This window comes from Enterococcus sp. DIV0358, from assembly GCF_051713465.1.
In the GTDB taxonomy this organism is placed as follows: Bacteria; Bacillota; Bacilli; order Lactobacillales; family Enterococcaceae; genus Enterococcus; species Enterococcus faecalis.
This window is the reverse complement of record NZ_JBIOPX010000001.1, coordinates 1,539,922-1,561,814: the sequence shown is the minus strand read 5'-3', so window position 1 is coordinate 1,561,814 and position 21,893 is coordinate 1,539,922. Positions and strand designations below refer to the sequence as shown.

Genomic DNA, 21,893 nt, shown 5'->3' with positions numbered 1-21,893 from the left:
TTGAAAAGGTTATTGATTTTAGAAGACGGAACAGTATTTGAAGGAAAAGCGTTTGGTGCAGAAGGCAATGTAGTAGGAGAAGTTGTTTTTACTACTGGCATGACAGGTTACCAAGAAGCAATTACTGACCAAAGTTTTAATGGACAAATGATTACTTTTACGTATCCATTAGTTGGAAATTACGGGGTCAACCGAGATGATTATGAATCCATTGCACCAACCTGTAAAGGTGTCATTGTTAAAGAGCATGCGCGGGTTGCTTCAAATTGGCGTCAACAAATGACCTTGGATGAATTTTTAAAGCGCAAAGGGATTCCGGGAATTTCAGGAATTGATACGCGTGCGCTGACTCGTAAGTTACGATCAGCTGGAACAATGAAAGGGAGCATCATTGATGCCGTGGATGATTTGCCGCATGCGTTTGATCAATTAAAAGCGACAGTCATGCCGAAAAATCAAGTGGCACAAGTCTCCACCACTAAGCCTTATCCGAGTCCAGGTGTTGGGCGTAATGTAGTCGTCGTTGATTTCGGGTTGAAACATAGTATTTTGCGAGAATTATCAAAACGGCAATGCAACTTAACCGTGTTGCCTTATAATACAACGGCCGAAGAGATTTTAGAATTAAGTCCCGATGGTGTCATGTTGACAAATGGGCCTGGAGATCCCAAAGATGTGCCTGAAGCTATTGAAATGATTCAAGAAATTCAAGGAAAAGTTCCAATTTTCGGCATCTGCTTAGGTCATCAGTTATTTTCATTAGCAAATGGTGCGGATACGTATAAGATGAAGTTTGGACATCGTGGTTTGAATCATCCTGTACGAGAAATTGCAACAGGACGCATTGATTTCACTTCACAAAATCACGGATATGCCGTGGATGAAGCAACAATTGATCCAGAAAAATTACTTGTGACCCACGTGGAAGTCAATGATGGAACGGTTGAAGGCGTGCGTCATCGAGATTATCCAGCTTTTACTGTGCAATATCACCCAGATGCGGCTCCAGGACCGCACGATGGTCTTCATTTATTTGACGAATTTATGGAATTAATGGATGCATGGAAGGAGCAAAACTAATGCCAAAACGAACGGACATCAAGAAAATCATGGTGATTGGTTCAGGACCAATCATTATTGGACAAGCAGCAGAATTTGACTATGCAGGCACACAAGCCTGTTTAGCGCTAAAAGAAGAAGGGTATGAAGTTGTCTTAGTAAACTCAAATCCAGCGACTATCATGACCGATAAGGAAATCGCGGATCATGTTTATATCGAACCGATTACTTTAGAATTTGTTTCAAGAATTTTGCGAAAAGAACGTCCTGATGCTCTTCTACCAACATTAGGTGGTCAAACTGGATTAAATATGGCGATGGAATTATCGGAATCAGGAATTTTAGATGAGCTAAATGTAGAATTGCTAGGAACAAAGCTCAGTGCGATTGACCAAGCGGAAGACCGTGATTTATTTAAACAATTGATGGAAGAATTAGAACAACCGATTCCAGAAAGTGAAATTGTCAATACGGTGGAACAAGCCGTGGCTTTTGCCAAACGAATTGGCTATCCAATTATCGTTCGTCCCGCATTTACTTTAGGTGGAACAGGCGGCGGCATGTGTGATACGGAAGAAGAACTCCGCCAAATTGCCGAAAACGGTCTGAAATTATCACCAGTTACACAATGTTTAATTGAAAAAAGTATTGCTGGTTTTAAAGAAATTGAATATGAAGTGATGCGTGATTCGGCTGATAATGCGATTGTGGTTTGTAACATGGAAAATTTTGATCCTGTCGGCATTCACACTGGGGATTCGATTGTTTTTGCTCCGAGTCAAACCTTATCAGATTATGAATACCAAATGTTGCGAGATGCGTCTTTGAAAATTATTCGTGCATTAAAAATTGAAGGTGGCTGTAATGTTCAATTAGCTTTGGACCCGCATAGCTTTAATTATTATGTGATTGAAGTGAATCCTCGTGTTTCTCGCTCATCTGCACTTGCTAGTAAAGCCACAGGGTATCCCATTGCGAAGTTAGCCGCAAAAATTGCTGTTGGTTTAACATTAGATGAAATGAAAAATCCAGTTACTGGAACCACTTATGCCGAATTTGAACCGGCTTTGGACTATGTTGTTTCCAAAATTCCTCGTTGGCCTTTTGACAAATTTGAAAAAGGTGCTCGAGAACTAGGAACGCAAATGAAAGCAACCGGGGAAGTCATGGCAATTGGCCGCAATATTGAAGAATCCTTATTAAAAGCAGTTCGTTCTTTAGAAATTGGTGCTTATCACAACGAGTTAGAAGAACTAAGTCATGTCAGTGATTTAGAATTAACGAAGAAAATGGTCCATGCGCAAGATGATCGATTGTTCTACTTATCAGAAGCCATTCGCAGAGGATATAGCATCGAAGAATTACAAAGTTTAACGAAAATTGATTTATTCTTCTTGGATAAACTTTTACACATTATCGAAATTGAAACAGCCCTTGAAAGTCACGTGGACAACGTAGCTGTTTTGAAAGAAGCCAAACAAAATGGTTTTTCTGATCGGAAAATCGCAGCACTTTGGGGACAAACAGAACAAGCCATCGCTGACTTCCGCAGAGCCAATCAAATTGTGCCCGTCTATAAAATGGTGGATACGTGTGCTGCAGAGTTTGAATCACACACGCCTTATTTTTATAGCACGTATGAAGTGGAAAACGAAAGCAATGTTTCGAAAAAGCCTTCTGTACTAGTATTAGGTTCTGGTCCCATTCGCATTGGTCAAGGGGTCGAGTTTGATTATGCAACGGTTCATTCTGTCAAAGCGATCCAAGCGGCTGGTTATGAAGCAATTATTATGAATAGTAATCCTGAAACAGTTTCAACAGATTTCTCTGTTTCTGATAAATTATACTTTGAGCCATTAACTTTAGAAGACGTCATGAATGTGATTGATTTAGAAAATCCGATTGGCGTGATCGTCCAATTTGGTGGACAAACAGCGATTAATTTAGCTGAGCCGCTCACAAAACAAGGCGTTAAAATTCTTGGAACAACGATTGAAGATTTAGATCGTGCGGAAAATCGTGATTTATTTGAACAAGCTTTGCAAGAGTTAGCGATTCCTCAACCACCAGGAGATACGGCCACAAGTGCAGAAGAAGCAGTCGTGATTGCTGATCGTATCGGCTATCCCGTTTTAGTTCGTCCAAGTTATGTTTTAGGTGGTCGTGCAATGGAAATTGTCGAAAATCAAAAGGATTTGGAAGATTATATGCGACATGCAGTCAAAGCTTCTCCAGAACATCCTGTCTTGGTTGATAGCTATTTATTGGGACAAGAATGTGAAGTTGATGCCATTTGTGATGGTGAAACAGTACTAATTCCAGGGATTATGGAACATATTGAACGAGCTGGCGTGCATTCTGGTGATTCAATGGCGGTTTATCCACCGCAGTATCTTTCTCAAGAAATTCAAGCAACAATTGCCGATTATACAAAAAAACTGGCACTTGGTTTAAACTGTGTAGGTATGATGAATATTCAATTTGTTATTCATGAAAATCGTGTTTATGTGATTGAAGTGAATCCTCGTGCGAGTCGAACAGTTCCTTTCTTAAGTAAAATCACAGGGATTCCGATGGCCCAAGTTGCTACAAAAGCGATTCTTGGTGAGAAACTGACTGACCTAGGATATCAAGATGGATTATATCCTGAAAGTAAACAAGTTCATGTGAAAGCCCCTGTATTCTCCTTTACGAAACTACAAAAAGTAGATACGTACTTAGGGCCTGAAATGAAATCAACTGGGGAAGTTATGGGTAGTGATTATTATTTAGAAAAAGCCTTGTATAAAGCCTTTGAAGCATCTGGCTTGCATTTGCCAAGTTATGGGGCTGTACTTTTCACCATTGCTGATGAAACAAAAGAAGAGGCGTTAGAAATTGCTAAGCGTTTTTCAGCAATTGGCTATAGTTTAGTCGCAACGGAAGGAACCGCTGACTTTTTAGCGAAGCATCAGTTGCCTGTTAAGAAAGTGACGAAAATTTCTAATCCTGAAGGGGAAACCGTGCTGGATGTCATTCGTAATGGGAATGCACAAGTGGTAATCAATACCATGGATAAAAATCGTTCCAGTGCCAACCAAGATGGGTTTTCAATCCGTCGGGAAGCAGTCGAACATGGGATTCCATTGTTTACCTCACTTGACACAGCAAATGCGATTTTAAAAGTTTTAGAATCAAGAGCCTTTACGACAGAAGCCATTTAAGCAAAAATCTGGAACAATCGTCTGAGGAGGACTGTTCCAGATTATTTTACGAAGAAATAGAAAATCATTTATAGGGGAATCAGAGAATAAAGGAGTGAAGGATACTGATGCAGAGAAAGCAAGAAATGATGACCATTGTAGCTCAAAAACAGTTAGCGCCACGGATTTATCAGTTAGACTTACAAGGCGAGTTAGTGAAAGAGATGACACGACCTGGACAGTTTGTGCATATCAAGGTTCCGCGTGCAGATTTACTTTTGCGGCGACCGATTAGCATCAACCAAATTGATCATTCGAATGAAACCTGTCGTTTGATTTATCGAGTCGAAGGCGCTGGAACGGAAGTGTTTGCCACCATGAAGGCTGGTGAACAATTAGATATTTTAGGTCCTTTAGGAAACGGCTTTGATATAACTACCGTAGCAGCTGGTCAAACTGCTTTTATCGTTGGCGGAGGAATCGGGATTCCCCCATTGTATGAATTATCAAAACAACTCAATGAAAAAGGCGTGAAAGTGATTCATTTTCTTGGTTATGCATCAAAAGAGGTTGCTTATTACCAACAAGAATTTATGGCATTAGGAGAAACACATTTTGCCACAGATGACGGCTCGTTTGGCGCTCATGGCAACGTGGGCCGTTTATTGTCAGAAGCGTTAGCAAAAGGACGGATCCCTGATGCAGTGTATGCTTGCGGTGCGAATGGTATGTTAAAAGCAATTGATTCTTTATTTCCAACACATCCACACGTTTACCTTTCTTTAGAAGAACGGATGGCCTGTGGAATTGGGGCTTGCTATGCCTGCGTTTGCCATAAAAAAGGAGACACTACTGGAGCAAAAAGTGTCAAGGTCTGTGATGAAGGTCCGATTTTTAAAGCAAGTGAGGTTATCTTATGATGAAAAATCCTTTAGCCGTTTCAATTCCAGGTTTAACATTAAAAAATCCAATTATTCCCGCCAGTGGTTGCTTTGGGTTCGGGGAAGAATATGCTAACTATTATGACCTTGATCAATTAGGTTCAATTATGATTAAGGCGACAACGCCCCAAGCACGATATGGAAATCCCACACCACGTGTAGCTGAAACACCCAGTGGTATGCTAAATGCCATTGGATTGCAGAATCCAGGTTTAGAAGTGGTGATGCAAGAAAAATTACCGAAATTAGAAAAATACCCTAACTTACCGATTATCGCAAATGTTGCAGGTGCTTGCGAAGAGGACTATGTGGCTGTTTGCGCAAAAATTGGGCAAGCGCCTAACGTCAAAGCAATTGAACTGAATATTTCCTGTCCCAATGTGAAGCATGGCGGCATAGCTTTTGGTACAGATCCAGAGGTTGCTTTTCAATTAACACAAGCAGTCAAAAAAGTCGCCTCTGTTCCGATTTATGTTAAACTATCACCAAACGTAACGGACATTGTGCCGATCGCCCAAGCAATTGAAGCAGGGGGCGCAGACGGTTTTTCTATGATTAATACATTGCTAGGGATGCGCATTGATTTAAAAACGAGAAAACCTATTTTAGCCAATCAAACTGGTGGACTATCTGGCCCAGCCATTAAACCTGTTGCTATTCGCTTAATCCGACAAGTCGCCAGTGTTTCTCAGTTGCCAATTATTGGAATGGGCGGTGTTCAAACAGTGGATGATGTCTTGGAAATGTTCATGGCAGGTGCTAGCGCTGTCGGTGTTGGTACGGCCAACTTTACAGATCCATATATTTGTCCGAAGTTGATTGACGGATTACCTAAGCGAATGGAAGAGTTAGGCATTGAATCGTTGGAACAATTAATTAAAGAAGTGAGAGAGGGGCAGCAAAATGCACGATAGACCAATTATTGCGTTAGATTTTCCCACGCAAAAAGAAGTGGCTGTTTTTTTAGAAAAATTTCCTAAGGAGGAAGCCTTGTTTGTTAAAGTGGGGATGGAACTTTTTTACGCAGAAGGACCAGCGATTGTTCGCTGGCTTAAAGAACAAGGACACGATGTTTTCTTGGATTTAAAATTACATGATATTCCGAATACTGTGGAAAAAGCGATGACAAATTTAGCAAAATTAGGCGTTGCCATTACCAATGTCCATGCAGCAGGGGGCGTTCGAATGATGCAAGCAGCTAAGGAAGGTCTAATCAAAGGGACTCAGCCAGGCGCTAAGGTTCCTGAGTTAATTGCTGTAACCCAGTTGACTTCTACTAGTGAAGAAGAGATGCACCATGATCAATTAATCAACGTTCCTTTAGAGACAAGTGTCATTCATTATGCTAAATGTGCGGAAAAAGCGGGTCTGGATGGCGTGGTTTGTTCAGCATTAGAAGCACGTGGTATTCAAGAAGCAACCAAGCAAACGTTTATTTGCTTAACACCTGGTATTCGTCCAGCAGGAAGTGCAGTAGGTGACCAACAACGGGTCGTAACGCCGCAACATGCTCGCGAAATCGGGTCCACATATATCGTTGTTGGCCGACCTATTACCCAAGCAGAAAATCCTTATGAAGCCTATCAAGAAATCAAAAAAGACTGGAGCGGAAAGTAACATGACAAAAGTAGCAAAAAAGATTGCCAAAGATTTATTAGATATTGAAGCGGTATTTTTAAACCCTAATGAGCCGTTTACCTGGGCAAGTGGCATAAAAAGTCCGATTTATTGTGATAACCGTATCACGATGAGTTATCCTGCTGTGCGTAAAGAAATTGCAGAAGGCTTAGCGGCAAAAATTAAAGAGACTTTCCCAGAAGTCGAAGTGATTGCTGGGACAGCTACCGCAGGGATTCCACATGCGGCATGGGTAGCCGATATTTTAGGATTACCAATGGTTTATATCCGCAGTAAAGCCAAAGATCACGGCAAAGGGAATCAAATTGAAGGCCGAATTTCTGAAGGACAAAAAATGGTAGTTATCGAGGATTTAATTTCAACAGGCGGTAGCGTGTTAGAAGCGGCAGAAGCGGCGGAACGTGAAGGAGCAACGGTTTTAGGCGTTGCGGCAATCTTCACTTATGAGTTACCCAAAGGAACGGCAAATTTTGCAGATAAACAGATGACGTTACTAACGTTAACCAATTATTCAACTTTAATTGATGCTGCATTAGAAGCAAATTATATCGAAGAAAAAGATGTTACCTTATTACAAGAATGGAAAAAAGATCCTGAAAACTGGGGCAAATAACCGTTGAACTAAAGATGGTTCTTGTCGTCTGATTTTTAGTGTCATTTTCAGTAACCAGATTTAACGGTAGGAGAACTTAGGTCATTTGCCGAGGAGCGTAATGATCTAAGTTCTTTTGTTTGACGTAGAAAAGATGTTAGGATAGAGTTTTAACATGAGTTTTACCTGATTACTATGTGGAAATGAAGGAAGAGTGTATGAAAAAAATAAAAAATATGGACGTTGAATGGAGCTATACAGGCAACGATGGACCAGAACATTGGCATACGCTATGTGACTGGTTTGCAGAAGGTGCTAAGTTTGCTTATCAATCGCCAATTGCTTTAGAAAAAGAAAGTGCTGAGACAATAAATTCTCAGATTACGTTTCATTATAAAAAAGAAGAATTCACTGAAAAGGAATTCAAAAATACGTTTCATTTTGTACCACCAAATACGGAAAGTTACGTAATGTTTGAAAATGTTGCGTATCATTTAACCGATATCCATTTTCATATGCCTAGCGAACATTTGCTGTCGGGAAAACAGTATCCGCTAGAATTCCATTTGGTTCATATGAATGATGCTGGCGAAAATTTAGTTGTCGGTTGCCTGTTTAACATCACAGAGGAAGAAAATCGTTTTTCAGAAGCGAATCATCCGATGGACTGGGAAAACGGCACGCACCAACAATGGTTTAATCCGTCAATCTTTTTACCAGAGGAGCGTCTACACTACCATTATGTAGGCTCGTTAACAACACCGCCAACTAAGGGTCCAGTGAAATGGTTTGTATTTGATACCATTCAAAAAATGGATCAAGCCTTTTTAAATAAGATCAAGGAAGGAATGTTGGCCTTTAACAATCGGCCCCTTCAGCCGTTGAATGGGCGTAAGATTTATTTTTCAAATGATTAGTGTGTGGAGGAAAAAGTGTTGAATATTCAACAAATGAAGTATGTTGCTGCCATAGCTAACAATGGGAGTTTTCGGGAAGCAGCCAAAAAACTATTTATTACACAACCTAGCTTGTCAAATAGTATTCGGGAATTAGAAGAAGAACTAGGGATTTCCCTCTTTTTACGTACCAATAAGGGCGCTTTTTTAACAGAAGAAGGAATGGTTTTTTTAGAACAAGCAGAGAAAGTCTTAGTTCAAATGGAGTTATTGGAAAATCGCTATCGCGAGACAGTGACCAGCGAACGATTCTCCATCTCTTCGCAACATTACGATTTTTTAGGTGAGGTAATTGCCAAAGTTCTTAAAAAGTATGGGGATCAATATAAAGATTTTCGTGTCTTTGAAACCACGACCTTAAAAGTAATTGAAGACGTCAAAGGATTTCACAGTGAATTGGGGATTATTTATTTAAATGAACAAAATAGTGTCAGTATTGAACGGTATTTAGAACAAGCTAATCTAGCCTACGAGGTAATTAGTACCTTTAATACACACATTTTTTTAGGAAATCATCATCCTTTAGCCAAGCAAAAAGAAATTCATTTAGAGGAATTAGTTCCCTATCCACAAGTTCGCTTTAATCAAGAAGGAAGCAATTTTTCCTATTTTTCTGAAGATTTAGTTGAAATTCCTGAACAGGAATCGGTCATTCATACTACAGATCGTGGAACCTTGATGAATTTGTTGGTAGAAACCAATGCTTATGCTTCTGGTTCAGGAGTCGTAACGGGTTTTACGAAGAAAGAAATTCGGTTAGTGCCATTGGCGCCAGCTTTGGAAAATCGTATTTGTTTACTCTTTCCCAAAAATCGGGAAATCAGTCCAATTGGTCGCTACTTTATCAAAGAATTAAAAGCGTTGTTTAAAAAAGAGGGAGATACCAAAACATTTAGCACTAAGGAATAAAAAGAAGGGACTATCAGTGATTTGACTGATAGTCCCTTCTTTTTTGGCTCATTTTGAAACAGTAGAAATGGTTTCTCTTTCAATTAATGTGACAGGCACTTGAATGTCTTCTATGATTTGAAGGTCTTGTTGCATCGTTTGTAATAACACTTCGCCAGCTAGTTTTCCCATTTCTTTAAAGTCTTGTGCCATGGTTGTTAATGGCGGTTCGACAAATGCTGCTGCTTGAATATCGTCAAAACCAATAATCGATAATTCTTTTGGCACATGAATACCTAGGTTTTTACAGTTTCGTAAACAATGTAACGCGCTGAAGTCATTATCGCAGACCACGGCTGTGAGTTGGTGCGCCTCAAAATAATGTTTAAAGTTGTGTTCATCTAAGAGATTGGTTTCCGTGATTGCTGTATGGAACGCCAGATTGGCTTCTTTTAAAGCTTGGAGATAACCTAAATAACGTTGCCGAACGGATTGTAGGGCCGGACTTCCTGAAAGGATATATCCAATTTTCGTATGTCCTAAGCCAATTAAGCGTTCGGTTGCTGTTTTACCACCAGCAAAGTTGTCTGATTGAATGGTTGCAAAAGGTAAATCATGGATCTTTTTATCCAAGACAACGACTGGAAAATTCATCAAAGCCAACTCAAACAATAAGTCGAGGTAGTCATTACTAGTAGCAGCATAATAGACAAGCCCGGCAAACTCATTCACAATGTCCGCAGCATTTTTCTCTCTCAAAAAATTAGGCGAGGTCATAAAGACTTCTAAACCAGCTGCTTGAATAGTAGGGGCCAAACCGCTATAGAAATTTCCTACTGATAAATCGTCTGCAAAAGGCAATAAAAAAAGAACTTTATTTAAAGAGGTATGAAGAGGATGCTTTGGTGCTTGAACAAAACTTCCTTTTCCTTGGTGACGTTGGATTACGCCTTGCGTTTCCAACTCAGTTAGCGCTCGTTTGGACGTAATTCTACTGACGTTAAACTGAGCCGATAATTCTTTTTCGGTAGGCACTTGCGCTCCAACAGGCAATCGCCCTGAATCAATTTCATTTTGTAAATAATCAATAATTTGTTGATATAATGGTTGCTTCATTCATTTCACCTCACAATAAGATATATCTTATTTATAGTTTACCATAAATTAATTGGTTTTAAAATGAAAAAAATGATCGAAATCACTAGACAAAGTGAAATGTAAACGCTATAATTCAATTGTGAAATGATATATCAAATTTAAGAGGTGACGAGAATGGTTTATACAGAAGTTCCAAAATCCGTAGCAACATTTATGGAGACAATTACAGAAAAATGCGGTGAAGCACATCAAGATTGGGCAAAAAACTTTCAGGCGGCCTTTGCCAATACTTTACTAACAACAGTGAAACGTCAAGAAGATGGTACTACCTTTTTATTAACAGGCGATATTCCAGCAATGTGGTTAAGAGACTCAACAGCGCAAGTTCGTCCCTATTTAGTGATTGCGAAAGAAGACGAAGACCTTGCTCAAATGATTGCTGGGTTGGTTAAGCGCCAGTTTCGTTATATTTGCATTGATCCTTATGCCAATGCGTTTAATGAAACAGATAATCATGCAGGCCATCAAACTGATAAGACAGAAATGAATGGCTGGATTTGGGAACGGAAATATGAAATTGATTCATTATGTTACCCGGTCCAATTAGCCTATTTACTTTATAAAAATACTGGGATGACCGAACAATTTAATTCAGACTTTGTGGAAGGCGTCAAAAAAATTCTCAACGTTTTTACAACAGAACAAGATCACGCACAGTCACCTTATTTATTCGAACGAGATACGTGGCGTCAAGAAGATACGTTGGTTGAAGCAGGGAAAGGAACACCAGTTGGGAAAACAGGGATGACATGGTCAGGCTTCCGTCCTAGTGATGATGCCTGCCAATATGGTTACTTAGTTCCTTCTAACATGTTTGCTGTTGTAATTTTAGGCTATATTCAAGAAATTTTCTCTGATGTTTTAGAAGATGCTACGATTGTGGCGATTGCTAAAAAATTACAAGAAGAGATTGAAGAAGGCATCCAAACATTTGGACGAACAAAAAATCAAAATAACGAAACGATTTACGCGTATGAAGTGGATGGCTTAGGCAATGCAAGCGTGATGGATGACAGTAATGTTCCCAATTTAGTAGCAGCCCCTTATCTGGGTTATTGTTCAACAGAGGATGAACAATATTTAACAACGCGTCAAACCTTATTAAGTAAAGAAAATCCTTACTTCTATGAAGGCAAATACGCGAAAGGGATTGGTAGCTCGCATACACCAGAAAATTACGTGTGGCCGATTGCTTTAGCAATGGAAGGAATGACAACCAAAGATAAAGCAGAAAAAGAACGAATTTTAGATTTATTAGTTGCCACAGATGCGGGGACTCATTTGATGCATGAAGGTTTTGACGTAGATAATCCTGAAAATTATACAAGAGAATGGTTTTCATGGGCTAATATGATGTTTTGTGAATTAGTTATGGATTATTTTGACATCCGAGTGGAAAAATAGGAGGAAAAGTGATGACAAAGAAAAAAGTCTATATTGTTTCCCATAGTCATTGGGATCGTGAATGGTATCTGCCTTATGAAGAACATCATATGCGCTTAATTGAATTAGTGGATAATGTATTAGATTTAATTGAAAATGATCCAGAGTTTAACAGTTTCCATTTAGATGGACAAACGATTATCTTAGACGACTATTTACAAGTTCGCCCAGAGAAAAAAGAAGCCGTGAAAAAGGCTGTCCAAGCAGGCAAACTAAAAATCGGACCATTTTATATTTTACAAGATGACTTTTTAATTAGCTCTGAATCCAATGTTCGAAACATGCTGATTGGGCATTTAGAAAGTCAAAAATGGGGAGCACCAGTTCAATTAGGTTACTTCCCGGATACATTTGGGAATATGGGTCAAACGCCTCAAATGATGCAATTAGCAAATCTGCCTGCGGCTGCGTTTGGACGCGGGGTGAAACCGATTGGCTTTGATAATCAAGTCTTAGAAAGCGACTATAGCTCACAATATTCTGAAATGTGGTGGGAAGGTCCTGACCAAACGAAAATTTTCGGCTTGCTTTTTGCGAACTGGTATAGTAACGGGAACGAAATTCCTTCAGAAAAAGAAGCGGCAATCGCTTTTTGGAAACAAAAATTGGCTGATGTGGAACGTTACGCTTCCACAAACCATTTATTGATGATGAATGGGGTCGACCACCAACCGGTACAAAGAGATATTACTAAGGCCATCGCTTTAGCCAATGAACTATTCCCAGAATATGAATTTATTCATTCCAATTTCGATGACTATTTGAAAGCTGTTCAAGAGGAGTTACCAGAAGATTTAGGAACAGTAACAGGCGAATTAACGAGTCAAGAAACGGATGGCTGGTACACATTAGCCAATACTTCTTCTGCTCGCGTCTATTTAAAACAGTGGAACACAAAAGTGCAACGCCAATTAGAAAATATCGCAGAACCTTTAGCAGCAATGGCTTACGAAGTAACTGGCGACTACCCACATGACCAATTTGATTATGCTTGGAAAACATTGCTTCAAAACCATCCGCACGATAGTATTTGTGGCTGTTCTGTCGACGAGGTTCACCGAGGCATGATGACTCGCTTTGAAAATGCCAATGATGTCGGGCATTTCTTAGCAGATGAAGCAACACGACAATTAACAGAAGCAATTGATACAAGTGTTTTCCCAGAAAAAGCGCACCCGTTTGTTTTATTTAATACTAGTGGCTATCAGAAAACGGAGGTTGTCACTGTGGAAGTGGAGATTGAACGATTGCCATTTTATACAGGAAAACCTGAAGATCTTTATCATGAATTAAAACAAAAAGCCACCCCAGATTATCAAGTGATTGATCCAACAGGACAAGCCGTTGCAAGCCGTGTTGTCAAAGAAGATGTTCGTTTTGGTTACGATTTACCTAAAGATGCCTTCCGTCAACCGTACATGGCTAAATACTTAACGGTCGAATTATCTGTCAAAGAAATGGCGCCATTCTCTTGGGATAGCTTTGCATTGATTCAAGGAGAACCGAAAGCTTTTGAAGGAAGTCTTTTGGCTCAACCAGCAACAAATGAAATGGAAAACGAATTTATTCAAGTGAAAATTGAAAACAATGGTAGCTTAACCATTGCTGACAAAAAAACAGGAGAAACATTTTCAAAATTATTAACATTTGAAGATACTGGCGATATTGGGAATGAATATATCTTTTTCAAACCGACCGAAGACCAAGGAATTACAACTGAAAATGTAACGGCTGAAATCACGAATAAAGAAAATTCCCCTGTAAAAGCAAGTTATCAAATTAAACAAACTGTCATGTTACCAGTTGCAGCAGATGAACGATTAGAAGAAGAACAAAAGGCTGTTTGTGAGTTTAGAGAACGCCAAGCACAACGTTCAACGACGCTTCGCCCGTTCGAAATAACGACAGTGGTTACAATGATCAAAGAAAGTAACCAATTGTTCTTTGAAACAACCATTAATAATCAAATCAAAGATCATCGTTTACGCGTGCTTTTCCCAACTGGCATGGTCACAGAAACACACGAAGCGGATAGTATTTATGAAGTCGTGACACGACCAAATCAAGTAAGCGATACATGGGAAAATCCAACAAACCCGCAGCACCAACAAGCGTTTGTGAATGTTCATGACCAAAATAAAGGCGTGACTATCTTCAATGAAGGCTTAAATGAGTATGAAGTATTGGCAGATGGAACCATTGCGGTCACATTAATTCGTTGTGTTGGCGAACTAGGTGATTGGGGCTATTTTGCGACACCAGAAGCACAATGCCAAGGAGAATATACCTTTAAATATGGTTTGTCATTGCATGGAAAACCAGAAGAACGCTTTGCTACGTATCAACAAGCCTATAGTGCACAAATTCCTTTTACTGCAGCTACTACTACGCGTCATGAAGGTAAACTAGCACCGAACCATGTCTATTTGACAACGGCAGAAGGACCAATTGGTTGGACAGCCGTTAAACGTCAAGAGCAAACAAATCATTTAGTCGTTCGTGGCTTTAATCTAACAGCGCAAAATATTCCTTGTGAACTTCACAAAGAGACACAACCAGCGACTTGTTTAACAAATGTATTAGAAGAACCGTTGACACCAGCGATAGAAGTTGATGCACCATTACGTCCGTTTGAAATTCGGACATGGCGTTTCGAAAAATAAATAAATAGGAGAACTTTGTTGAAAAGGACAAAGTTCTCCTATTTTCTTCTCTGTCGTTTTTTTGAGATATTTATAATAAAAATCTAGCGAAACAATGAGAAAATCATTCATTTTACGGTCAATTTGTGCTACTATAACGTCAACTGAAGGAGTGAAGCTAAATGGATTTAACCAATCGTTTTAATCGTCAAGTAAATAAAATTGCTGTTTCTTTAATTCGTCAATTTGACGAACAAGTCTCAGGAATTGAAGGTATTTTAAAATTAACGCTAGGAGAGCCGGATTTTAACACACCTGAGCATGTCAAAAAAGCAGCCAAAGAAGCAATTGATGCGAATTTTTCTCATTATACAGGGATGTCTGGTTTATTAGATGTCCGTGAAGCAGCCGCTTATTTTATGAAAGAAAAGTATCATTTGACTTACCAGCCTGCGACAGAAATTTTAGTAACAGTTGGAGCAACAGAAGCGATTTCAGCTTCGTTATTAGCAATTTTAGAACAAGGTGACAAAGTGCTATTGCCAGCACCTATTTACCCAGGGTATGAACCAATTATTACATTGGCGGGGGCGGAACCGGTATATTTGGATACACGAGACAACGATTTTGTCTTGACACCTGAAATGATTGAAGCGGCAATGGCCGAGCATGGGGAACAAGTCAAAGCAATTATTTTAAATTATCCTAGCAACCCAACTGGTGTCACCTATAACCGCCAAGAGTTGCAAGCAATTGCTGATGTTCTAAAAAAATACGACATTTTTGTGATTAGTGATGAAATTTATAGTGAGTTAACTTATGATGAGAGTCATGTTTCGATTGCTGAAATGTTACGTGACCAAACGATTTTAATTAACGGTTTGTCGAAATCACATGCTATGACAGGCTGGCGGATTGGCTTTATTTTTGCACCAGCGATTTTAACAGCGGAGATCATTAAAGTTCATCAGTATTTAGTTACTGCGGCTGCAACTGTGTCTCAAAAAGCGGCTGTTCGTGCCTTAATCGAAGGAATGCATGATGCTGAAATTATGAAAGAAGAGTATCGGAAACGGCGCGATTTTGTTTATGAACAGATGACTCAATTGGGGTTTGAGGTTGCACGTCCAAATGGCGCCTTTTATATTTTTGCTAAGATTCCTACTGGTTATGAACAAGATTCTATGAAATTTTGTATTGATTTAGCGCAAAAAGAAGCAGTAGCGTTGATTCCAGGTATTTCTTTTGGTCCAGAAGCAGAAGGATACGTCCGAATTAGTTATGCGTCCGATATGGATAAATTGACAACGGCCATGGAACGAATTGCACATTACATGGCGACCTAACGCGTAACGCACTAGCCTTTATAGATTCTTTACACACCTTTACCTTTTATTTACATTTAATTGAAACAGAATTAACAGAGTCTTGGTAGACTAAACTTGTAACTAATTGAAAAGGAAGTGCAAAGATGAAAAAACGTGTAATTGCAGCAACTATGCTGAGTCTAGGGTTATTATTAACTGGGTGCGGAGCTCAAGGAGGCACAACTGAAAAATCCAGCGAAGCGGATAGTAACAAACCAGTTAAAATTGTCGCTGTTGGTTCCACCGCTTTACAACCGTTAGTAGATGCTGCGAAAGATCAATTTACACAAGAACATCCTAATTATACAGTTTCTGTCCAAGGTGGCGGCAGCGGAACAGGACTTTCGCAAGTTGCAGATGGCGCAGTGACCATTGGAAATTCCGATGTGTTTGCCGAAGAGAAAGATGGCGTGGATGCCTCTAAATTAGTTGATCATCGGGTGGCCGTGGTTGGTATGGGACCAGTGGTCAACAAAGAAGTCGGCGTGAAGAATTTAACGAAGCAACAATTGATTGATGTCTTTACTGGCAAAGTCAAAAACTGGAAAGAAGTGGGCGGCAAAGATCAAGAAATCGTCGTAATAAACCGCGCAAACGGAAGTGGCACCCGAGCAACATTTGAAAAATGGGGCTTAGATGGAGCTAAACCAGTTCAATCACAAGAACAAGATTCTTCGGGAACAGTTCGTAAAATTGTTGAACAAACACCAGGAGCAATCAGCTATTTAGCTTTTTCTTATATGGATGATTCCACTGTTGCCTTAAGCATTGATGGTGTTGAACCAAAAGAAGAACACGTGAAAGACAATTCATGGAAAATCTGGTCTTATGAACATATGTATACAAAAGGGGAGCCTAATAAAGAAGTAAAAGCCTTCTTAGACTATATGGTCACCGATGATGTTCAAAAGACAATTGTCAAAGACTTAGGTTATTTAGCCATCACAGACATGCAAGTAGAACGTGATGTAAATGGAAAAGTAACTGAAAAATAAACAAAAAAACTCAGCCAATAAACAGGATTGGCTGAGTTTTTTTAGGCTTCTTTTTTTGTTAAAGGCAAGGTGATTGTAAAAGTGGTCCCTAAGCCTAAGTGACTATCAATGGCGATTTTACCGCCTAATAATTCTGTGTAATTTTGGACAATAGCTAGACCTAGACCGGTGCCACCAGAATGACGGCTACGTGCTTTATCGACACGATAGAACCGTTCAAAGATCCGTTCTTGGTCTTTTTGACTAATGCCAATGCCAGTATCTTGAACAGATAAACGTAATTGCTGATTTTCAATAGCATAAGAAATAGTAATCTGTCCATTTTCTTGGGAATACTGAATGGCATTTTCAATTAGATTCTTCACGATTGGATAAAACAATTCGTATTTGGTGAAAAACTGGCTCTCTGGCAGACCATGAACGACTGTTTTCAGCTGTTTTGCTGCCAATTGTTGCTGATAAGAACCGAGAATTTCTGTAATAAATTTTTCTAAAGTAATTTCTTGTTCTGCATAAGGAATTGTTGCACTGCCCCGAGAAAGTTCTAAAATTTCTTGAATTAATTGTTGCAGACGCTGGGCATCTTTTTGCATGATGTGCAAAAATTGATTAAGGACTTCCGGATCTTCTTTGGCGCCGTCTATGAGTGTCTCGGTAAAGCCCAAAAGAGAAGTGACAGGCGTTTTTAATTCATGAGACACGTTTGATACAAAATCTTTTTGCATTTTTTCTAGTTGGCGAACGCGCGTTAAATCATAGGCAATTCCTAACACTTGATAATCATTGGCACTTTGATCATCCAAGTAACGAAGAGAAAGATCTAAGCGTAAAGGTGTTGGTCCCTGTGTCACAGTGATTTCTTGATGTAAGCTGTTTTTTTCAGCGACGACTTGATGGATTAAATGAATCAAATCGGCGTCTTGAATCACTTCAAGATAATTGCTTTGCATATTTTTAGCAGAGAGTCCTAACATTTCCTGCATTTTAGGGTTCAACAGACGAAGCCGTCCTTGCGTATCAATGATAAAGACACCAATCATCAACTCATCTAAAAGTTCGTGAAATTGCTCATCCGCAGACGTATACGCTTTATACGTTTGACTTACTTGTTGACTCAGTAAGTTAATAGTTTCGTAAAGTTCATTCCATTCAGAAGATTGCTGGATAATGGATCGATTTTCATCTGGATGTTTAAGCATTCGTTTCAGAATCGGTAAGACAGTCACTAGCGGTTGATTTTTTTGCCGTAACAATAAAAAGATAAACAAGGTAATTAGTAGGAACAAGATGCCAAATGTAAAGATAATATAGCGACGAAAAGATTGGATATTTTTAGAAAATAGCGCGGTTTGTTCCGAAATCCGAATAATACCAACGATTTCTCCTGATTTTAAAACAGGCGTGGCAACGTACAGAAGTTCTTTATTTAACGTTTTACTCTTTCGTAAAGCTGAACCATAGGTAGCTCCTGATAGAACCGCAGCGATTTCAGGTCGTTTTTTGTGCGACTCTAGCGGTTCATTTTGGCTGCTGTCAAAAAAGACGGTACCATTTTTTTGCAACAAAGTTACCCGTTCTTCTGCATCATCTAACGCATGGGTGACAAGGAGTTGTTGTTGGTTTGTCAGTTGCCCTTTTTCGAAAACGGAAGGGGGCAACTGGTCTGTTAAAAGGGTATTTTTTCTTCTTAAATAGGTTTCTTGCTGAGCAACCATTTCTTTTTGAAAGAAAAAATTGGTCGCTGCAATACTTCCGACAAATAATAAAAGCATGACTGCCGCAACAAAAAAATATTCAATCCGCAGTCTCTTTTTCATCGTTTTGGCTCCTGAAAACGGTAGCCAAAGCCACGGACAGTTACTAAGTAAACGGGCCGTTTGGGATCAGGCTCGATTTTATCACGTAAATGACTAATGTGGACATCGACGATGCGACTTTGTCCAGCGAAGTCATATTGCCAAATTCGTTCCAACAAGGTTTCCCGATTAATGACCCGATCTTTGCGTTTCATGAAGTAAACGAGTAATTCAAATTCTTTCGGTGTTAGCTCAATGGGCTGATTGCGCACAAAGACTTCATAATTTTGTTCATCCACACGAATCTCGCCAATCACAAGCGGAGCTTTAGGTGTGTCCTCTTGAAGCGTTTCGGTCGTGGTAGGTTTTAAACGACGAAAAATAGCTTTCATGCGTGCTAGGACTTCTCTGGGACTAAAAGGTTTTGTTAAATAATCATCTGCCCCAATTTCTAAGCCGATGATTTTATCTACTTGTTCATCTTTGGCAGTTAAAATCAAAATAGGCGTGTCAATTTTTTCTCGACGAAGTGCCTTGGTAATTTCTAAGCCATCCATACCAGGAAGCATTACATCTAAAATTATAAAATCATATTGATTAGACAAAGCTAATTCGAAGCCGTTTTTACCATTTTCGGAAGTAGTCACCTGATAGCCTTCTTTTTCCAAATTAAAGGTTAACAAAGTTAAAATCGATGGTTCATCATCGACGACAAGAACTTTTTTCATTTACATAACTCCTTCAAGAAATTTCTGAAAATAAGTGTATATTTCACTATTGTTAGTTTAACATATTTTTAGAGGAAGAACGTACTTTAAAGTAAGCGAGAATGCTACTTTTGAGAAAAGTCAACTCATGGTATAATAGAGAAATGAAATGAGGAGAAGCGAATGATTGGTATTAGTAGTTGCTTAGGTGGGATTTGTTGCCGTTACGATGGAAAATCTCAAGAACAAGAAGCGTTAAAACAACTTGTAACTAATGGAAAAGCAATAATGATTTGTCCCGAAGTTTTAGGAGAGTTGCCCATTCCACGTCCGCCAGCAGAAATCATTGGCGGGGACGGCTTCGATGTTTGGGCGAATACTGCTTATGTATATACGGATAACGGGGAAGATGTCACTGAGGCATTTAAAGCAGGGGCACAACGCGCGTATCAAAAATTAAAAGCCCAACAAATTACAACCTTGATTTTGAAAGAAAAAAGTCCCAGCTGTGGCAGCCAGCTGATTTATGATGGACAATTTTCTGGCATTAAAAAAGCTGGAGTTGGAGTCGCAACTGCTTATTTTATTCAACAAGGAATGACCGTTTATTCTGAAGAAACATGGCAACTTGCGGACATTTCTTTTTAAAAGGTAAAAACTTAGTAAAAAAAGATTGACTATTCCCTATGAAATCGGTAACCTATAAGGGATTGAAGATGGGAGCACGGCTCATGGAAATGGAAAAAACAAACCGCATGAATGCGTTATTTGAATTTTATTCGACATTATTAACGGAAAAGCAGATGAATTATATGGAGCTTTACTATGCTGATGACTTTTCTTTAGGAGAAATTGCGGAAGAATATGAGGTTAGTCGTCAAGCGGTTTATGATAACATTAAACGAACCGAAAAAATTTTAGAAGAATACGAAAAAAAGTTACATCTTTATTCAAACTATGTTGTACGGAAAGAATATCTTGAACAACTACAGCAGTATGTTCAAGAAACTTATCCCAAAGATAGTGAAATCAAAAAATATATTGAACAAATTCAAGAAATAGAGGAATGAAACTATGGCTTTTGAGAGTTTAACAAACCGCCTACAACAGGCAATGAGTAAAATCCGTCGTAAGGGAAAAGTTTCCGAAGCCGACGTAAAAGAAATGATGCGAGAAATCCGTTTGGCTTTATTAGAAGCCGACGTTAATTTACAAGTGGTCAAAGATTTCACAAAACGCGTCAGAGAACGGGCAGTAGGAGTCGAAGTATTAGAAAGCTTATCACCAGCCCAACAAATTGTAAAAATTGTTGATGAAGAATTAACGAAAACGTTAGGTTCAGAAACGGTTGAACTGAATAAATCTCCAAAAATCCCGACAGTGATTATGATGACAGGGTTACAAGGGGCTGGTAAAACAACTTTTACTGGTAAATTAGCAAAACACTTAATGAAAACTGAAAACGCTCGTCCGCTTTTAATCGCTGGTGACGTTTATCGTCCAGCAGCGATTGATCAGTTGAAGGTTTTAGGTCAACAATTAGAAGTTCCCGTTTTTGATATGGGAACCGATGCTAATCCAGTGGAAATTGTTCGTCAAGGGTTAGCATTAGCAAAAGAAAAGAAAAATGATTATGTCTTAATTGATACGGCCGGCCGTTTACACATTGACGAAGCTTTAATGGACGAATTGAAACAAATTAAAGAGTTGGCTAATCCCAATGAAATTCTGTTAGTTGTTGATGCGATGACGGGGCAAGATGCTGTCAACGTTGCAGATAGTTTTAATGAACAGCTTGGAATTACTGGGGTTGTTATTACCAAAATGGACGGCGATACTCGTGGGGGGGCTGCGCTGTCAATTCGGGCAGTAACGGGCGCTCCGATTAAATTTGTCGGTTCTGGTGAAAAATTAACCGATTTAGAAATTTTCCATCCCGATCGTATGTCGAGTCGTATCCTAGGTATGGGGGACATGTTGACGCTAATTGAAAAAGCGCAACAAGATTACGATGAGAAAAAAGCAGAAGAACTTGCTCAAAAAATGAAAGAAAACAGTTTTGACTTTAACGATTTCATTGAGCAATTGGATCAAGTTATGGGCATGGGACCGATTGAAGACTTATTAAAAATGATCCCTGGAATGAGTAACATGCCTGGTATTGAAAATGTCAAAGTCGATCCAAAAGATGTGGCACGGAAACGGGCGATGGTCTTATCAATGACCCCTGCAGAACGTGAAAATCCTGATCTATTAAATCCTAGTCGCCGCCGCAGAATTGCAGCTGGTTCAGGAAATAGTGTGGTTGAAGTCAATCGTATGATTAAACAATTTAAAGAATCCAAAAAAATGATGCAACAAATGTCCAAAGGGGATATGAACATTCCTGGTATGGATCAAATGTTAGGTGGCGGCGTTAAAGGCAAGCTAGGTAAAATGGCCATGAATCGTATGATGAAGAAAAACAAAAAGAAGAAAAAGAAAAAAAGATAAACAGGCTTTAGTTAATTATCGTAAGAAACAGAAAGT

At 39.2% G+C, this 21,893-nt stretch carries 18 protein-coding genes; 15 read left to right on the top strand and 3 right to left on the bottom strand.

The genetic code is table 11. The features are described 5' to 3' along the window. From IGK70_RS07675 to IGK70_RS07640, 8 genes are all read left to right on the top strand, one after another. Nucleotides 1-1,080 carry a carbamoyl phosphate synthase small subunit gene (locus IGK70_RS07675; protein ID WP_071981453.1) on the top strand — a complete coding sequence of 360 codons (1,080 nt, stop codon included), beginning with the start codon at nt 1-3 and terminating at the stop codon, nt 1,078-1,080. Further along, the gene (gene carB, locus IGK70_RS07670) at nt 1,080-4,262 is read left to right on the top strand and encodes a carbamoyl-phosphate synthase large subunit (RefSeq protein WP_002379494.1); all 3,183 of its coding nucleotides are present in this window, start codon (nt 1,080-1,082) and stop codon (nt 4,260-4,262) included. Before IGK70_RS07675 ends, carB begins: the two co-directional genes overlap by 1 nt. A 107-nt stretch (nt 4,263-4,369) precedes the next feature. Then, nucleotides 4,370-5,161: a dihydroorotate dehydrogenase electron transfer subunit gene (locus IGK70_RS07665; protein WP_002365731.1), complete on the top strand. Its 792-nt coding sequence runs from the start codon at nt 4,370-4,372 to the stop codon at nt 5,159-5,161. Further along, the gene (locus tag IGK70_RS07660) at nt 5,158-6,096 is read left to right on the top strand and encodes a dihydroorotate dehydrogenase (RefSeq protein WP_002369312.1); all 939 of its coding nucleotides are present in this window, start codon (nt 5,158-5,160) and stop codon (nt 6,094-6,096) included. Before IGK70_RS07665 ends, IGK70_RS07660 begins: the two co-directional genes overlap by 4 nt. Then, nucleotides 6,086-6,799 (top strand): orotidine-5'-phosphate decarboxylase, encoded by a 714-nt coding sequence (pyrF, locus tag IGK70_RS07655; RefSeq protein ID WP_002357417.1) that lies wholly within the window; start codon nt 6,086-6,088, stop codon nt 6,797-6,799. The genes IGK70_RS07660 and pyrF overlap by 11 nt, the downstream gene beginning before the upstream one ends. Before the next feature lies 1 nt (nt 6,800). After that, nucleotides 6,801-7,433 (top strand): orotate phosphoribosyltransferase, encoded by a 633-nt coding sequence (gene pyrE, locus IGK70_RS07650; protein ID WP_002357418.1) that lies wholly within the window; start codon nt 6,801-6,803, stop codon nt 7,431-7,433. Nucleotides 7,434-7,615: 182 nt separating this feature from the next. After that, nucleotides 7,616-8,329, top strand: coding sequence for a carbonic anhydrase (locus IGK70_RS07645; RefSeq protein ID WP_016616868.1), 714 nt, complete (start codon nt 7,616-7,618; stop codon nt 8,327-8,329). An 18-nt stretch (nt 8,330-8,347) separates the two neighbouring features. Further along, on the top strand, nt 8,348-9,277 hold the full coding sequence (locus IGK70_RS07640; RefSeq protein WP_071981452.1) for a LysR family transcriptional regulator: 930 nt from the start codon (nt 8,348-8,350) through the stop codon (nt 9,275-9,277). A 48-nt stretch (nt 9,278-9,325) separates the two neighbouring features. On the opposite strand, the gene IGK70_RS07635 is transcribed toward IGK70_RS07640, so the two are convergent. Beyond that, complete coding sequence (locus IGK70_RS07635; protein WP_002381851.1) at nt 9,326-10,372, bottom strand: GntR family transcriptional regulator; 1,047 nt, start codon at nt 10,370-10,372, stop codon at nt 9,326-9,328. A 156-nt stretch (nt 10,373-10,528) separates the two neighbouring features. On the opposite strand from IGK70_RS07635, the gene IGK70_RS07630 reads away from it, so the two are divergent. From IGK70_RS07630 to IGK70_RS07615, 4 genes are all read left to right on the top strand, one after another. After that, a complete protein-coding gene (locus IGK70_RS07630) occupies nt 10,529-11,818 on the top strand; it encodes a glycoside hydrolase family 125 protein (protein ID WP_002357422.1) in 1,290 nt (429 codons plus the stop codon). A gap of 11 nt (nt 11,819-11,829) precedes the next feature. Continuing rightward, a complete protein-coding gene (locus IGK70_RS07625) occupies nt 11,830-14,520 on the top strand; it encodes an alpha-mannosidase (protein ID WP_010783570.1) in 2,691 nt (896 codons plus the stop codon). Between the two features lie 161 nt (nt 14,521-14,681). Next, entirely contained in the window at nt 14,682-15,845 is a 1,164-nt protein-coding gene (locus tag IGK70_RS07620) for a pyridoxal phosphate-dependent aminotransferase (RefSeq protein ID WP_104855391.1), read from the top strand. A gap of 125 nt (nt 15,846-15,970) precedes the next feature. Next, a complete protein-coding gene (locus IGK70_RS07615; protein ID WP_002357425.1) occupies nt 15,971-16,861 on the top strand; it encodes a phosphate ABC transporter substrate-binding protein PstS family protein in 891 nt (296 codons plus the stop codon). A gap of 41 nt (nt 16,862-16,902) precedes the next feature. Here the strand turns inward: IGK70_RS07615 and pnpS are convergent, their stop codons facing one another. Continuing rightward, on the bottom strand, nt 16,903-18,678 hold the full coding sequence (pnpS, locus tag IGK70_RS07610; RefSeq protein WP_002381855.1) for a two-component system histidine kinase PnpS: 1,776 nt from the start codon (nt 18,676-18,678) through the stop codon (nt 16,903-16,905). After that, nucleotides 18,675-19,385 (bottom strand): response regulator transcription factor, encoded by a 711-nt coding sequence (locus IGK70_RS07605; RefSeq protein ID WP_002364032.1) that lies wholly within the window; start codon nt 19,383-19,385, stop codon nt 18,675-18,677. Before IGK70_RS07605 ends, pnpS begins: the two co-directional genes overlap by 4 nt. Before the next feature lie 162 nt (nt 19,386-19,547). Here IGK70_RS07605 and IGK70_RS07600 point away from each other — a divergent pair, with 162 nt between their 5' ends. The 3 genes from IGK70_RS07600 to ffh all read left to right on the top strand — a co-directional run bounded on the left by IGK70_RS07600 (nt 19,548) and on the right by ffh (nt 21,857). Further along, entirely contained in the window at nt 19,548-20,012 is a 465-nt protein-coding gene (locus IGK70_RS07600; RefSeq protein WP_002364031.1) for a DUF523 domain-containing protein, read from the top strand. Between the two features lie 83 nt (nt 20,013-20,095). Next, the gene (locus IGK70_RS07595) at nt 20,096-20,434 is read left to right on the top strand and encodes a putative DNA-binding protein (RefSeq protein WP_002357429.1); all 339 of its coding nucleotides are present in this window, start codon (nt 20,096-20,098) and stop codon (nt 20,432-20,434) included. A gap of 4 nt (nt 20,435-20,438) precedes the next feature. After that, the gene (gene ffh, locus IGK70_RS07590) at nt 20,439-21,857 is read left to right on the top strand and encodes a signal recognition particle protein (protein ID WP_002360194.1); all 1,419 of its coding nucleotides are present in this window, start codon (nt 20,439-20,441) and stop codon (nt 21,855-21,857) included. Nucleotides 21,858-21,893: the final 36 nt, after the last annotated feature.

Coding starts and splice junctions, on each gene's coding strand:
- carB (WP_002379494.1), top strand. CDS start 1,080: ATGCCAAAACGAACGGACATCAAGAAAATCATGGTGATTGGTTCAGGA.
- IGK70_RS07665 (WP_002365731.1), top strand. CDS start 4,370: ATGCAGAGAAAGCAAGAAATGATGACCATTGTAGCTCAAAAACAGTTA.
- IGK70_RS07660 (WP_002369312.1), top strand. CDS start 5,158: ATGATGAAAAATCCTTTAGCCGTTTCAATTCCAGGTTTAACATTAAAA.
- pyrF (WP_002357417.1), top strand. CDS start 6,086: ATGCACGATAGACCAATTATTGCGTTAGATTTTCCCACGCAAAAAGAA.
- pyrE (WP_002357418.1), top strand. CDS start 6,801: ATGACAAAAGTAGCAAAAAAGATTGCCAAAGATTTATTAGATATTGAA.
- IGK70_RS07645 (WP_016616868.1), top strand. CDS start 7,616: ATGAAGGAAGAGTGTATGAAAAAAATAAAAAATATGGACGTTGAATGG.
- IGK70_RS07635 (WP_002381851.1), bottom strand. CDS start 10,372: ATGAAGCAACCATTATATCAACAAATTATTGATTATTTACAAAATGAA.
- IGK70_RS07630 (WP_002357422.1), top strand. CDS start 10,529: ATGGTTTATACAGAAGTTCCAAAATCCGTAGCAACATTTATGGAGACA.
- IGK70_RS07625 (WP_010783570.1), top strand. CDS start 11,830: ATGACAAAGAAAAAAGTCTATATTGTTTCCCATAGTCATTGGGATCGT.
- IGK70_RS07620 (WP_104855391.1), top strand. CDS start 14,682: ATGGATTTAACCAATCGTTTTAATCGTCAAGTAAATAAAATTGCTGTT.
- IGK70_RS07615 (WP_002357425.1), top strand. CDS start 15,971: ATGAAAAAACGTGTAATTGCAGCAACTATGCTGAGTCTAGGGTTATTA.
- pnpS (WP_002381855.1), bottom strand. CDS start 18,678: ATGAAAAAGAGACTGCGGATTGAATATTTTTTTGTTGCGGCAGTCATG.
- IGK70_RS07605 (WP_002364032.1), bottom strand. CDS start 19,385: ATGAAAAAAGTTCTTGTCGTCGATGATGAACCATCGATTTTAACTTTG.
- IGK70_RS07600 (WP_002364031.1), top strand. CDS start 19,548: ATGATTGGTATTAGTAGTTGCTTAGGTGGGATTTGTTGCCGTTACGAT.
- IGK70_RS07595 (WP_002357429.1), top strand. CDS start 20,096: ATGGAAATGGAAAAAACAAACCGCATGAATGCGTTATTTGAATTTTAT.
- ffh (WP_002360194.1), top strand. CDS start 20,439: ATGGCTTTTGAGAGTTTAACAAACCGCCTACAACAGGCAATGAGTAAA.